The organism is Polaromonas sp. P3_A5, assembly GCF_056403055.1.
In genome coordinates this window covers 32009-45408 of record NZ_JBFUGF010000002.1, presented here as the reverse complement: position 1 = coordinate 45408, position 13400 = coordinate 32009, and the positions used below count along the sequence as shown (strand labels likewise).

Here is a 13400-nt window from a genome sequence, read left to right as displayed (position 1 = left end):
GGAGAGGGCGGATGCATACCTCTGCATTGGTGCTGTTTTCCGGCGGGCAGGATTCCACCACCTGCCTGGCGCAGGCGCTGTCGAAATACGAACGTGTCGAGACGGTGGCGTTTGACTACGGCCAGCGCCACAAGGTGGAGCTGGAGGCGCGGCTCAATGTGCTGCGCGAAATCAAACAGCAGTTTCCACAGTGGGCCCACAAGATTGGTGAAGACCACCTGCTGGATCTCGCGGTGCTCGGGCAGGTCAGCGACACCTCATTGACACGTGACGTCGCTTTCAAGATGGAAAGCTCGGGCCTGCCCAACACTTTTGTGCCGGGGCGCAACCTGCTGTTCCTCACGCTGGCGGCCGCGCTGGCCTACCGGCGAGATTTGCAGGTGCTGGTCACCGGCGTTTGCGAAACCGACTTTTCGGGCTACCCCGATTGCCGCGACGACACCATGAAAGCCATGCAGCTGGCGTTGTCGCTGGGCATGGACAAACGCTTCCTGATCGAGACGCCGTTGATGTGGATCGACAAGGCCGACACCTGGCGGCTGGCGCATGACATCGGTGAAAAATCCGGCGAGCCCAACGGCGGCGAAGCGCTGGTCAACCTGATCGTGGAACACACCCACACCTGCTACCTCGGCGATCGCGTGCACCGGCATGCCTGGGGCTATGGGTGCGGGACGTGCCCGGCCTGCGAATTGCGGGCGCGGGGCTATGCGGGCTATAAAACCACCCCCGTCCAGGCTCACTCCGTGTAGCCTGTTCCCCCCTCGAGGGGGCGGCGCCTGCGGTCCGGCAAAGCCGGTTCCGCGGCCCCCACTGGTCGCGCCCAATGAACTCTTAAGCCAGCATGAGCCGTGGAACCGGCTTTGCCGGGCCACGGGCGGGCGGCCCTCTCGGGGGGCAGGGAGCTACACGAAGTGAGCGACCGTGGGGGCCTAACTCTCGACGATGCTGCGGGTGACAAGCGGGGGTTCTTCGCCCAGGTGAAATCCGAGTTTGCGTTCGCGCAGCGCCACGTCGCTGGCCGTCACGCGGTCAAAGCGGCGCAGGTGCTCGGTCCATGACTCGTCAATGATCTGCTCGATGTAGTGGCCGGGTTTGTTGACGTCGCGCAGCAGTTCCCATTCCAGCGCGCCCTGGCGCAGGCGGCTGCGGCGGCTTTCCTGCATCAGCGCGCGAAAATCGTCGGCGCGCGCCATGTCTATCTGGTAGTGAATCCTCACCACCACGCGGCCTGCACCAGGTGGCTCTTCAGCCACTGGCGCCTTGAACTGGCGCGACGGCGTCAGGTCTTCTTCAATGCTGAGGTCCGACACGAGGTACTGCGCCACCATCATCACGATCGAGCCGCTGGCGGCAGCCATCAGCAGGCCGGTGGATACGCTGGTGAGGCCTGCCACGTGGCCCCAGAGCGCCGCACCCGCTGCGCTGGCGCCCATGATGGCCATCTGGTACATCGACATGCCGCGCGCGCGCACCCAGTCGGGCAATGACAGCTGGGCCGACACGCTGAGCGAATTGGCGCAGGTTATCCAGGCCATGCCGTTGAGCAGCATGGCCGGAACGGCCACATACACATTGGGCGCGAAAGCCATGGCGGCGGTGGATGCCGTCTGCAGGAGTGTCGATCGCATTACGAGCACGTCGCGCGGCATCATCTGGCGCAGCCGCGCCAGGTTCAGCGCCGCGATGATGGCGCCTGTGCCCATGGAGGCCAGCAGCAGCGTGAAGGTGCCGGCGTCACCGCCGTGCAGGCCGCGCGCCACCAGCGGCAGCAAAGCCAGCAGGGCGGTGGAGTGAAAAAAGAAAATGGCCACGCGCAGCAGCACCGCACGCAGGCGCGCCGACTGGCTCACAAACTGCAGGCCGACGCGCATGGCGCTGACCAGGCGCTCGCGCCCCAGCGGGCTGGGCGCGTGGTCGCGCCGCCAGCGCATGATGACAAAGCCCGAAATGACCGACAGCACGGCGTTGAGTACGAACACGTATTCGGTGCCGGCGCCGGCAATCAAAGCGCCGGCAACGAGTGGGCCGACGATGCGCGACGCGTTCATCGAAACACCGTTGAGCGCCAGCGCGGCGGGCAACTGCACGCGGGGAACCAGCTCGGGCACGATGGCGGCAAACACCGGCCAGCGCATGGCCAGGCCCACGCCGTTGGCAAAGGTCAGCGCCAGCAGCAGCGGCGGCGTCATGACATCGGAAATCACGGCGATGCACAGCAGCGTGGCCACCACCGCCACCCAGAACTGCGTCATGATGAAGTAGCGGCGCCTGTCCAGGATGTCGGCCAGTGCGCCGCTGGGCAGCCCGAGCAAGAAAACCGGCAGTGTGGAAGCCGACTGCACCAGCGCCACCCAGAGGGGCGAGGTGGTCATGGAGGTCATCATCCATGCGGCCGCCACATCGTTCATCCACATGCAGATGTTGGCGACCAGCCAGGTGCTCCACAGCATGCGGAACACCGGGCGCTTGATGGGCGCCCAGGCGGAGAGGGATTCAGCCGTTACCGGCTCGGGGGTTCTTGAAGCTTCCTCGGGCATTCAGGGCGCTTCCTGTGCGGCACGCTGGTTCAGCGTGAACAGCGCGGGTGAGCCTTCGGGCAGCTTTTCGAAAGCCCAGGTCTTGTTGTGAAAGGCTGCCACGTTGGGGCGGTGGGCGATCGAGATGATCGCGCCTCCCGATGTTTTGACGAGCGCCAGCAAACGTTCATACAGCGTTTTTTCAGCTGCCTCATCGAGCGCGCTGGTGGCTTCGTCCGCAAAAATCCATTTGGGTTTCTTCAGCAATACCCGAGCGATGGAGAGGCGCTGTTGCTCACCGCCAGAAAGCTTTTGACTCCAGGCGTCTTCTTCGTCCAGCCGTGCGGCCAGGTCGGGCAGCAGGGCTTCATTGAGGGCTTGCTTCAGTGTGTCGTCGGTGTAGCCTGCCGCCAGTTCGGGGTAAGCCAGTGCATCGCGCAAGGAGCCGTTCGGGAAATACGGACGCTGCGGGATGAACATGGCGTTTTCAGGTCGGGCGATACGGCCGGTGGCAAACGGCCAGATGCCTGCCAAAGCGCGAAAAAGGGTGGACTTTCCGCTGCCGGAAGGGCCTCTGAGCAGAATGTGATCGCCGGCGTCGGCATGCAGTTCGACGCCTGTCAGGAGAACGGTTCCGGTCGGCAGGGCCAGATTGAGGTCGCTCGACGTGAGCGATGTGGACGCACTGGTGACCAGGCCGACGTTGTCTTTTGCCTGCGCAATCATGCTGTCTTCGAAGCTTGTCAGGCGATCTGTTGTCGCGCGCCAGCTGGCGAGATTGTCGTAGTTATCCACAAACCAGCTGAGTGAGTCCTGAACCTTGCCGAAGGTCGAGGAAATCTGAATCAGCTGGCCAAGCTGGATTGCTCCGCCGAAGAAGCGAGGTGCCGCAACAAGGAACGGAAAAATCAAGGCAGCCTGGCCGAAGAAGCTCTGGAACCAGATGAGTTTTTTGTTGGCGCGTATCAGGTTCAGGTAGTTCGCCAGCACCGTCGTGAAACGACCATCGAGCTGGCTGCGCTCCACCGCCTCGCCATGGTCCAGCGCAATGGATTCGCTGTATTCACGCGCCCGTACCATGTGGTGGCGAAAATTGGCTTCGTAGCGCTGCTGCAAGAAGTTGAGTTTGATCAGTGGCCGACCGATGTAATGCGCCAGCACGCTGCCGACCAGGCAATAGGCCACCGCGGCCCAGACCATGTAACCCGGGATGAAATAGCTGCTTCCGCCCAGGGTGAAGTCCAGCGGACCCGACTGAACCCAGAGAAGGCCGACAAAACTGACCAGCGTCACGACCGCATTGAGCAGGCCCATGCTCAGTGTGATCGTGGAGGTGGTGAAAGACTGCACGTCTTCCTGAATCCGCTGGTCCGGGTTGTCCGGGCTGGCGTTGATGTCGGTTGTCGCCGAATAACGCGCGAGCTCCATCTTGTAGAAGGCGTGGTGCGACAGCCAGCGGCGCAGGTAGTCGCGTGTCATCCACGCGCGCCAGCGCATTTGCAGCAACTGTGTCAGGTAGAACTTGTAGACGGCGATGATGATCGCGCCAAAGGCCAGATAGCTGAATCGGCCCATCTGCTGCCAGAAGACGATCTGGTCGCGTTTTTCAAGTGCGTCATAAAACACGCGGTACCAGTCGTTGAACTGCACTGCCATGTAAACCGTGCCGAGGTTGAGCAGCACGATGGCCACGAGAAGGCCGCGTGCCTTCCATTTTTCTTCGGACCGGAAGTAAGGGGCGGCCAGTGCGGCTATCCGCCTGGCAAAAAGACTGAATGCGGCAAATTTTGCGAAAAGACTGGACGGATTCATGAAAGCCCTTTCGCGGCTCAGGAAAGCTGGTTGGAAACACCGCTGGCCACGTGGCCCGAGGGCACATGCTGCGAGGCGGAGTGCACGTGACCGGTCTGGTCGTCGAAGAAAAAGTCGGGCTCGAATTCGCGCAGGAATTCGCCTTTGGCGAGACCCCCCAGGAACATGGCTTCATCGACCTCGATGTTCCAGTCCATCAGCGTGCGGATGGCGCGTTCATGCGCGGGCGCGCTGCGGGCGGTGACCAGGGCGGTGCGTATGCGCATGTGCGAGGTGCCGACCTGCTGCAGGCGGTGCAGTGCTTCGAGCAGGGGCTTGAACGGGCCGGCCAGCAGCGGCTGTGTGGCCTTGTCGCGTTCGTGCTGCTGGAAGGCTGACAGGCCCTGTGCCTGGAAGACGCGCTCGGCTTCGTCCGAAAACAGCACCGCGTCACCGTCGAAGGCGATGCGCACTTCGTTGGGGTGTGCATCGCTGGCGCGCACCGAATGCGGATACACCTGCGCGGCCGGCACGCCTGCCAGCAGGGCGTCACGTACATCGCTCAGATGGGCGGACAGGAAAAGATTGGCGTGCAGGGGCTTGAGGTAGCGCCAGGGCGCCTCGCCGCGGTTGAAGGTGCCGCGTTCTATCTTGAGGCCGTAATGTTGGGCCGAGCGAAAAACCCGCATGCCGGAGACGGGGTCGTTGCGCGAGAGGATCACGACTTCGACGCGCTGGGTGGGTGCAGTGGGACTGGCCGCTTCCCCGGCGCTTTCGGGTACCTCGTTGAAGGCCAGCAGTTTTTTGACCAGCGAAAATGCTACGCCGGGCTTGGCCGGAACATCCAGGCGCTCGAGTTGCAGCTTCATGTAAGCCGCGTCTTTTTTTGCACCGGGCACGGGCTCGGCCGTCATGCCGGTTTCGAAAACCTGGTTTTCTTCTTCAAAGTCAAACAGCGCGCGTGACGAGATCGCCACCACGAGCTGACCATCCAGAGTTGCTGCCATTGTTTGATGCCTTGTTGTTGTCAGTGTGTTTTTCGGGATGGCTTCCCGGCGTTGATCGCCGAGCTACGGCGCGATGCAAGCAGATGCCGTGGAACTGGCTTTGCCAGGCCACAGGCATCGCCCCCTGCAAGGGGGGAAGGTGCTACGCGCAGCGAGCATCCGACGGGGGTGTTCATACAAGCTCCAGTTTGCACCATTGTCCATAGCTGGGTGCGTTGATCGGCCACTCGTCTGCCCTTGTGATCTGACGCTGGCCACGTGCAATCAGTTCCGCGGCGCGGATGACGCCTGCATGCGTGACCCACAAGGTATCAACCTCGCCCTGCAACTCGTCAAAGGCCGCGGCCACACGCGCCATGACTTGCATAGTGCTCTCGCCGCTGCCGCCCACGGCATGTTGGGCAAAGCCATCGGTCCAGGCTTGCAGCTCGGCCGGTGCAATGTGCTGCCAGCTGCGGCCTTCCCAGTTGCCGAAGTCCATTTCCTGCAATCGTGGGTCGGTTTTATAGGTCAAATCGGCCCGCAAGCCGCTCAGGACGAGCGCAAGGTGCTCACATCTTTGTAGCGGGGAGCTGATGACACGGGTGGCAAGAGGGAGCATCTCTGCCAGCGTTCGGGCGCATTCGGCGGTTGCGTCGGCGTCGGCCGCCACATCCTGCCGGCCGTAGCAAACGCCGGCGTCAATCAGGGGCTTTGCGTGGCGGACCAGCCAAAGTTTCATTCAAAGACCGGCCTGGGGTTGTGCTGCGAATACCAGCCAGGGCCGCGGAACCGGCTTTGCCGGGCCGCAGGCGCAGCGGCCCCCTCGGGGGGCAGCGACCCACACGAAGTGGGGAAGCGTGGGGGCCATTTCATAGACTGATGGCCAGGCCCAGGTAAAAAGCGATTTCGCAAACCTGCTGGGTGGCGCCCAGGCAGTCGCCGGTAAAACCCTGCAGCCGGCGTTTGAAGAGGCGGCCCATCCACAGCAGTGCGAGCACGGAAAAGCTGCAGGCGACGATGAGGTTCATGACGTCGAGCACGAAGGTGGCCAGTGCCAGCGCGGCAAGGCACCAGGAAAAACCCACCAGCAGGCTGCCGGGGGAGATCTGGTCCGCCAGCGGCTTGGATTTGGACTGGGCGGTGTCGCCCACGTGCGGCAGCAGGTAAATCAGCAGCAGCGGCAGGCCGCGCGACATGATGTGGCCCGTGCACAGCGCAGCACAGGCATACCAGCTGCCAAAGGGGGCTTCCTCCCAGTCACCCCAGCCGGCGGGCGCGCCTTCGACCGAGCCGAGGATGGCCAGCAGCGCGACCTTGCTCAGCAGGGCGAGCACCAGCGCCATGGCGCCAAAGGCACCCACGCGCGAGTCTTTCATGATTTCGAGCGCACGGCCTTTGTCGTGACTGCCGCCCAGGCCGTCGGCTACATCGGCAAGGCCGTCTTCGTGGAAGCCGCCCGTCAGCAGCGCGGTGGCGGCAGTGGAAAACGCCGCGGCCACCAGCGGCGAGAACGTGGTGTCGGGTAACACCGCATGAAACAGCGCGTACACGGCGGCGGCAAACAGGCCCACCAGAATGCCGACCCCAGGGAAGTGGCCGGCACTGGCGCGCAACAACTCGGGGCTGTAGCCCACCCAGGCGGCCAGCCGCCCTGTGATAGGGATGCGCGTGAAGAACTGGACGGCGAGCAGGAACTCGCGGACAAACAGGGTGATGGATGTCATGCGAGGCCCATGGTGGTTTATGCGTCTTCCCGCCCGCTCACACCGGCAGAGTCAAAGCTCGCCATTTCATTGAGAAAGCCGGCCGCCGATTGCACCAGCGGCCAGGCCAGCAGCGCGCCCGTGCCTTCGCCGAGGCGCAGGCCCAGGTCCAGCAGCGGTTGGGCTTTCAGGTGCGCCAACAGCAGGCGATGGCCGTGCTCGTCGGAACGGTGGCAAAACACCATGTAGCCCTGCACCGCGGGAGCGAGCGAGCGGGCCACCAGTGCTGCCGCCCCTGCGATGAAGCCGTCGACCAGTACCACGCGGCGCTCGCTGGCGGCCTGGAGCATGGCGCCGGCCATCATGGCGATTTCAAAGCCGCCCAGGGCGGCCAATGCATCCAGGGGCTGCGTTGCGTCGGGGTGACGGGCCAGCGCGCGCGCCAGCACGGCGCGTTTGCGTTGCAGCTGCTGGTCATCCAGGCCGGTGCCGCGCCCCGTGGCGTCGTCGATGCTGATGACGGCAAGGCGTGCCAGCAACAGGGCGGCAGGCGAGGTGTTGGCAATGCCCATTTCGCCAAACGCCACCACATTGCCGGGCAGCGCTTGCAGGATGTCCATGCCCGCCGTGAGCGCGGCGAGGGTTTGCAGGTGTGACATTGCAGGCCCGCTGCAGATGTTTTGGGTGCCGTGGGCGATCTTGCGCTGCAGCAGCTGCGGGTGCGCGGGCAAGTCCGCGGCCACGCCGGCATCCACCACGTGCAGGGCAAAGCCGTGCTGGCGCGCGAAGACGTTGATGGCGGCGCCGCCGGCCAGCATGTTGCCGACCATTTGCACCGTAACCGCTTGTGGAAAAGCCGAAACGCCTTCGGCGGCGATGCCGTGGTCGGCCGCGAAGACCACCATTTGGGGAGCTTGCAGCGTGATGTTCTCGCTTTGCTGGATCAGGCCCAGCTGCAGTGCCACACTTTCGAGCAGGCCGAGCGCGCCCAGTGGCTTGGTTTTGTGGTCGATCTTGTGCCGTAGCCTGGCCTCCAGCGTGAGGTCGGCAGTCGGCTCAATCGCGGGCAGGAGAAGGGGCGGAAAGTCGGATGCGTTCATCGGTGATTTGTTTAAGGCAGGCGGGGCAGAAGCACGACAGCGCACTGCCTTCCGGTTGGGGAGTTCGTTCAGAGGGCACGGGCATGATGTGCGGCAGTTGCACGCACCAGCATTCAGCGTCTCCTGCCGCCATGCCGCAGCGCAGGCCGGCGCCGCAGCGGGGGCACACCGAGGTGTCGGCCTGGGCAGGTGTTGGCGGGGGTGCGGCCTGTGGGCTCATGGCGGATGGGCTTGTCGGCTCTACGGTCAGCTTTGCGGTCAGCTCTGCAAGAACAGCCGGTAAACAGGGTTGGCGGTTTCCTCGACGTGAGGGTAGCCCAGCGTGTCCAGAAAATCCTTGAAGGCCTTGTTGTCGGCCTTGGGCACCTGCAGGCCGACCAGGATGCGGCCGTAGTCGGCGCCCTGGTTGCGGTAGTGAAAGAGGCTGATGTTCCAGCCTGGCCGCATGCTGGAGAGGAACTTCATCAGCGCGCCCGGCCGCTCCGGGAAGATGAAGCGCAGCAGGCGCTCGTCTTTGGACAACGCACTGTGCCCGCCCACCATGTGGCGGATGTGTTCCTTGGCGAGCTCGTCGTGCGTAAGGTCCAGTGTCTTGAAGCCGTGGCGCGAGAAGTTCGCGGCGATCTTGCTGCTCTCGCCCTTGGCCGAAGTGGTCAGGCCCACGAAGACATGGGCCTTGGCGTCGTCGTTGATGCGGTAGTTGAACTCGGTCACGCTGCGCGGCCCGCCGGGCAGCTCGCCGATCAGTTCGCAAAAGTGCCGGAAGCTGCCGCGCTCTTCGGGAATCGTCACGGCGAATAGCGCTTCGCGCTCCTCGCCGACCTCGGCCCGCTCGGCAATAAAGCGCAGGCGATCGAAGTTCATATTGGCGCCGGACAAAATCGCGGCGTAGGTTTCACCCCGGGTCTTGTTTTGGGCTACATACTGCTTGATGGCGGCCACAGCCAGCGCGCCGGCAGGCTCGACAATGCTACGGGTATCGACAAATACATCCTTGACAGCGGCGCATACCGCATCGGTATCGACAGTGATGAACTCATCAACCAGCTCGCGGCTGATGCGAAAGGTTTCCTCGCCCACCAGCTTCACTGCCGTGCCGTCCGAAAACAGGCCCACGTCGGTCAGCGTGACGCGTTTTTTCGCCGCCACCGACTGAATCATCGCGTCCGAGTCGTTCATCTGCACGCCGATCACCTTGATCTCGGGACGCACCGCCTTGATGTAGTTGGCCACGCCAGAAATCAGGCTCCCGCCGCCAATCGACACGAACACGGCGTCCAGTCGACGCGAGCCCAGGGTTTGCAGCTGACGCAGGATTTCCATTGCAATCGTGCCCTGGCCGGCAATGACGTCCGGATCGTCGAACGGATGCACGAAAGTCAGGCCCTGCTCTTTTTGCAGCTTCACCGAGTGGGCGTAGGCATCCGAATAGCTGTCACCGTGCAGCACCACTTCGCCGCCCCAGCCTTGAACGCCATCAATCTTGATTTGCGGCGTGGTTGTCGGCATGACGATCACCGCGCGGCTGCCGAGCTTTTGCGCGCTCATGGCTACACCCTGCGCATGGTTGCCGGCCGAGGCGCAAATCACGCCTTTTTTGAGCTGCTCGGGGCTCAGGTGAGCCATCTTGTTGTAGGCGCCGCGCAGCTTGAAGCTGAACACCGGCTGCTGGTCTTCGCGTTTGAGCAGCACGGTGTTTTTCAGGCGCAGGCTCAGGTTTTTCGCGGGCTCCAGATTGGATTCCACCGCCACGTCATAGACCCGTGCCGTCAAGATCTTTTTCAGGTAGTCGGCTGGTTTCAGTGCGGGCCTCGACGTTTTGCCGGAAGATTTCCCGGAAGCTTTGGTGGCTTTGGCAACTTTGGGAGCAGGGCGCGTGGCTTGTTTGGTGTGGGTTGGCATGTTTTTCTCGCAGCCTGACATCATAGTGGGCAAGAAAAAAGGCCCAGACTTTGCAGTCTGGGCCTGTAAATCCACCCTTAGAGGAGGTGGAGGAGACAACCGGTGCAAAAAGACCCTGAGTTGCCGGACAACTGATCTTGATGCGATGATTTCAGTATAGCGGGCCGATGTTGCGCTGCACAATATCTTGTGGCGTAAATTCGACATTTTTCACGGTTTAATCATAAATTTTATGCATGAGGAGAGAGATTCATGGAATGCACGGTGAGTTGGACGGGCCCGACGGCGGTCACAGGATCGCGCTCCGGCATGAGCTTTCTGGCTGAGACCGGCAGCGGCCATACCCTGGTGATGGACGGCGCGCCCGATGCCGACAAACCGGAAAACGGCGGCGCCAACCTGGCACCCCGGCCCATGGAAACCTTGCTGGCCGGCACCGGTGGCTGTACAGCCTACGACGTGGTGCTGATCCTCAAGCGTGGCCGCCAGGATGTTCGGGGCTGCTCGGTCAAATTGAGTGCTGAAAGGGCGCCTGTCGACCCCAAGGTATTCACCAAAATCCACATGCATTTTGTCGTCACAGGGCGTGGCCTGGCCACCAGCGCAGTGGAACGTGCGGTCGCCATGAGCCACGACAAATACTGCTCGGCCACCATCATGCTGGCGAAAACAGCAGAGATCACGACCAGCTTTGAGGTCATAGAGGCTTGAGATGATTTTGGCCGCAAGCCCTTTGTGGTCGGGCGCAAGTAGCTATCAAATTTATAGCTGCTGGACCTGCATCAGCTTGCGCTTCAGCGGAATCTTTCAGATGTAGTGCGCCGTTGTCGTCATGACGCGTGCCGCAGAGCGCATCAGGGCCTTGACCGGCTCGGGCAATTGCAGCGCGCCGGCCTGCTCGGCCTCGCGTGCATGCAGCGCTTCATCGTCTTTCATTTGGGCCACGATGGCGCGCGACTCGTGGTCGCCGGCCGGCAGGCGCTCCAGGTGGCTTGCCAGGTGGGCCTCAACCTGGCGCTCCGTCTCCACGACAAAACCCAGGCTCAGGCGGTCACCGAGCCGGCTGGCGACCAGGCCCAGGCCGAAGGCGCCGGCGTACCAGAGTGGATTGAGGAGGGAAGGCCGGGCGCCGAGTTCGTCGAGCCGGGTTTTTGTCCAGGCGAGATGGTCACCCTCTTCGCGGCTGGCCTGCAGGAAGTGCTCTCGCAGGGCCGGGTCGCGGGTACCCAGGGCCTGCGCGGCGTACAGGGCCTGCGCACAGACCTCACCCACATGGTTGACGCGCATCAGCGCGCCTGAACGCACCTTGTCCTGCGCGGCAAGCTCGGTTTTCTCCCCAGGTACGGTGGGACAGGTACGGCTGGCGCGCGGGGCGGCAAAAAGCGTGCGCAGGGCGCCGTCGGCGGCATTGAGGGCGGTATCGAGTGCGGTGGTCATGGTGCTTCGGTTCTTTTGGAACGATTTCTTGAGGCGGGATGGTTCCATGTTATCCCTCGTCCGGTGGAATGGAAACGGCCACAAAAAAGCCCCCATGCGGGGGCTTTTTGAAAAAGGAGGCCGGATCGGGATCCGGACGCAACCTTGATCTTTAGAACGTGTGACGAATACCCAGGGCGATGTTGGTGGAGCCAACGCCTGCAGAAGACGTCACGCCGCCGAGGAAACCGTTGCCACCGGGGGCTGCCTGGCCCGAACCCTTGTTGTCGAAGCGGGTCAGAACGGCATTCAGGTTGGTGCGCTTGGACAGCGCGTAGGTGTAAGTCACGCCGTAGGAGCTGGTGTCGGCATCTGCTGGGCGCTTGTCATCAAGGCGGTTGTACGCCACAACCCATGTGTGTGGGCCGCTGGTCATGCGGTAACCGATGTGCGCCAGGTTGGCGTCCTGCCTGAAGGCATTGTTGTAGGCGGATTGAAAGGCTGCACCTACAAGCGCGCTGCCGCTAGCGGTGGTAACGGTTGCGCCGATGGTGGAGAGACCGCTCGGGTTCTCATCCTTGATCGTGGCGTACTGGCCGTACAGGGTGCCGGGGCCCACGTCAACCGTCGCACCCAGCACATTGTTTTCCAGCGACTTTTGGCCGAGCTCGTTGTTGCGCTGGTTGTGGCCATAACCGACGGAGAATCCGGTGCCTTTATAGATGACCATGCCGCCGAAGAAACGGCTGGCAGAGTTGCCAACGGTTGCGGTAGCCGCTTCACCGGCGCCATACATCAGCGCGGCGGTGATGCCGCCCGTCTGAATGCCGTATTGCAGCGTGTTGCTCAGGCGAATGTCGAAAGCCGGCGGGAAGCTGGCAATCTGGCCGGCTGCCAGGCTGGACTGGGTCTGGGACGCGTCGAAGGTGGCGCCTACCAGGTAGCCAGGGGTGTACTGGCGGCCGAATGTGAACGCGCCGACCGGCGTGATCAGGCCCACGAATGCCTGACGGTCAAACAGCCGGCTGCCTGCGGTACCCGGCAGGTTCACACCAATCGTGCTTCCGATGGATGCATTCACGGCACTGATCAGCGCAGCCGTCGAGGCCGCCGGAATAGGGAGCGTGCTCAAGCCAAGTCCTGCGGCGGTAGACATGCGATCGGGCATTTGAGTCCCCGAGGCTGCTGAGTTCGACATGGCTCCCGTGTCGACTTCAAAACGGTTCTCAAGCGTAAAAATGGCCTTGTAGCCGCCGCCGATGTCTTCGGTGCCGCGCAGGCCGAAGCGTGACCCCTCCATGATGCCGCTGGCAATGTGGGTGATCGATCCGCTTCGCAGGCCGGTGACATGGTTGACGCCGCCATCAACAATGCCATACACGGTTACGGTGCTTTGTGCCATGGCGGCGGAAGTGGACAGCAGTCCCATGATCGCAGTTGCAACGAGGGTCAGTTTTTTCATGGAGTCTCCAGAGAGTTTTAATTGAGGGAAAACCTTCGCAGTCATTGCCGTAAATGCACACACCGGCTTGACTCGATGGAGCAAAGATTAGTGGGGATGCGGCGGCCCGTAAAGAGAGGCAATACGGGGGGTATCACTTTTGCGACAGGGGAAAACCCGATGTTTTCTTGCCCCGGCTGATGCTGGCGGCAAACCTTGGGAGGTTGCCAGGAAATTGTGTTTCCCCTCTCAAATTCTGATGCTGAAGATCGTTTTAAGCGAGGCTGGAGAACGACGCAGCCATGCGCAACCGGTGGCTAGGGTTTGACCTCTAATCCGGGGCGACTGGCGGGTTGGCGGCAGCAGAGTGACTCGCGTTTACAACGGTTCATGCCGCACTACGCCAGCCTGTCCCCCTTCTTGCTCGATTTTTTTTAGCCATAACGCTCTCCTGGAGATAGAAAACGACTTGGGTTTGTGTTTTTCACCAAGGCAGGGCATCTGGGGGCGGGTGCCCTGCTTTGGGGCAGTCTGCCCCG

The 13400-nt window shown here is 62.6% G+C and carries 12 protein-coding genes; 2 read left to right on the top strand and 10 right to left on the bottom strand.

The genetic code is table 11. The features are described 5' to 3' along the window. Nucleotides 1-11: 11 nt before the first annotated feature. A complete protein-coding gene (queC, locus tag AC1DU8_RS17745) occupies nt 12-752 on the top strand; it encodes a 7-cyano-7-deazaguanine synthase QueC (RefSeq protein ID WP_477667374.1) in 741 nt (246 codons plus the stop codon). A 180-nt stretch (nt 753-932) separates the two neighbouring features. Here the strand turns inward: queC and AC1DU8_RS17740 are convergent, their stop codons facing one another. From AC1DU8_RS17740 to ilvA, 8 genes are all read right to left on the bottom strand, one after another. Next, nucleotides 933-2540, bottom strand: a complete 1608-nt coding sequence (locus AC1DU8_RS17740; protein ID WP_457282582.1) for an MFS transporter — start codon at nt 2538-2540, stop codon at nt 933-935. Further along, a complete protein-coding gene (locus AC1DU8_RS17735; RefSeq protein WP_477667373.1) occupies nt 2541-4331 on the bottom strand; it encodes an ABC transporter ATP-binding protein/permease in 1791 nt (596 codons plus the stop codon). A gap of 17 nt (nt 4332-4348) precedes the next feature. Continuing rightward, the gene (locus tag AC1DU8_RS17730; protein ID WP_457282584.1) at nt 4349-5317 is read right to left on the bottom strand and encodes a 5'-nucleotidase; all 969 of its coding nucleotides are present in this window, start codon (nt 5315-5317) and stop codon (nt 4349-4351) included. A gap of 172 nt (nt 5318-5489) precedes the next feature. Further along, nucleotides 5490-6038 (bottom strand): histidine phosphatase family protein, encoded by a 549-nt coding sequence (locus tag AC1DU8_RS17725; protein WP_477689929.1) that lies wholly within the window; start codon nt 6036-6038, stop codon nt 5490-5492. A gap of 130 nt (nt 6039-6168) precedes the next feature. Beyond that, on the bottom strand, nt 6169-7023 hold the full coding sequence (locus tag AC1DU8_RS17720) for an adenosylcobinamide-GDP ribazoletransferase (protein WP_477727069.1): 855 nt from the start codon (nt 7021-7023) through the stop codon (nt 6169-6171). A gap of 17 nt (nt 7024-7040) precedes the next feature. Next, nucleotides 7041-8102: a nicotinate-nucleotide--dimethylbenzimidazole phosphoribosyltransferase gene (gene cobT, locus AC1DU8_RS17715; protein ID WP_477689930.1), complete on the bottom strand. Its 1062-nt coding sequence runs from the start codon at nt 8100-8102 to the stop codon at nt 7041-7043. Then, nucleotides 8059-8235 (bottom strand): cysteine-rich CWC family protein, encoded by a 177-nt coding sequence (locus AC1DU8_RS17710; protein ID WP_477667450.1) that lies wholly within the window; start codon nt 8233-8235, stop codon nt 8059-8061. The genes cobT and AC1DU8_RS17710 overlap by 44 nt, the downstream gene beginning before the upstream one ends. Nucleotides 8236-8360: 125 nt before the next feature. Then, the gene (ilvA, locus tag AC1DU8_RS17705) at nt 8361-10004 is read right to left on the bottom strand and encodes a threonine ammonia-lyase, biosynthetic (protein WP_477667370.1); all 1644 of its coding nucleotides are present in this window, start codon (nt 10002-10004) and stop codon (nt 8361-8363) included. Nucleotides 10005-10256: 252 nt separating this feature from the next. Here ilvA and AC1DU8_RS17700 point away from each other — a divergent pair, with 252 nt between their 5' ends. Continuing rightward, nucleotides 10257-10715, top strand: a complete 459-nt coding sequence (locus AC1DU8_RS17700; protein ID WP_457282593.1) for an OsmC family protein — start codon at nt 10257-10259, stop codon at nt 10713-10715. A 96-nt stretch (nt 10716-10811) separates the two neighbouring features. Here AC1DU8_RS17700 and coq7 read toward each other — a convergent pair whose 3' ends face one another. Continuing rightward, on the bottom strand, nt 10812-11441 hold the full coding sequence (coq7, locus tag AC1DU8_RS17695; RefSeq protein ID WP_457282594.1) for a 2-polyprenyl-3-methyl-6-methoxy-1,4-benzoquinone monooxygenase: 630 nt from the start codon (nt 11439-11441) through the stop codon (nt 10812-10814). 151 nt (nt 11442-11592) lie between these two features. Then, nucleotides 11593-12882: a porin gene (locus AC1DU8_RS17690; protein WP_457282595.1), complete on the bottom strand. Its 1290-nt coding sequence runs from the start codon at nt 12880-12882 to the stop codon at nt 11593-11595. Between the last annotated feature and the right edge of the window lie 518 nt (nt 12883-13400).

Bases quoted from the DNA above. Each gene is read 5' to 3' on its own strand.
- queC (WP_477667374.1), top strand. From the start codon at position 12: ATGCATACCTCTGCATTGGTGCTGTTTTCCGGCGGGCAGGATTCCACC.
- AC1DU8_RS17740 (WP_457282582.1), bottom strand. From the start codon at position 2,540: ATGCCCGAGGAAGCTTCAAGAACCCCCGAGCCGGTAACGGCTGAATCC.
- AC1DU8_RS17735 (WP_477667373.1), bottom strand. From the start codon at position 4,331: ATGAATCCGTCCAGTCTTTTCGCAAAATTTGCCGCATTCAGTCTTTTT.
- AC1DU8_RS17730 (WP_457282584.1), bottom strand. From the start codon at position 5,317: ATGGCAGCAACTCTGGATGGTCAGCTCGTGGTGGCGATCTCGTCACGC.
- AC1DU8_RS17725 (WP_477689929.1), bottom strand. From the start codon at position 6,038: ATGAAACTTTGGCTGGTCCGCCACGCAAAGCCCCTGATTGACGCCGGC.
- AC1DU8_RS17720 (WP_477727069.1), bottom strand. From the start codon at position 7,023: ATGACATCCATCACCCTGTTTGTCCGCGAGTTCCTGCTCGCCGTCCAG.
- cobT (WP_477689930.1), bottom strand. From the start codon at position 8,102: ATGAACGCATCCGACTTTCCGCCCCTTCTCCTGCCCGCGATTGAGCCG.
- AC1DU8_RS17710 (WP_477667450.1), bottom strand. From the start codon at position 8,235: ATGGCGGCAGGAGACGCTGAATGCTGGTGCGTGCAACTGCCGCACATC.
- ilvA (WP_477667370.1), bottom strand. From the start codon at position 10,004: ATGCCAACCCACACCAAACAAGCCACGCGCCCTGCTCCCAAAGTTGCC.
- AC1DU8_RS17700 (WP_457282593.1), top strand. From the start codon at position 10,257: ATGGAATGCACGGTGAGTTGGACGGGCCCGACGGCGGTCACAGGATCG.
- coq7 (WP_457282594.1), bottom strand. From the start codon at position 11,441: ATGACCACCGCACTCGATACCGCCCTCAATGCCGCCGACGGCGCCCTG.
- AC1DU8_RS17690 (WP_457282595.1), bottom strand. From the start codon at position 12,882: ATGAAAAAACTGACCCTCGTTGCAACTGCGATCATGGGACTGCTGTCC.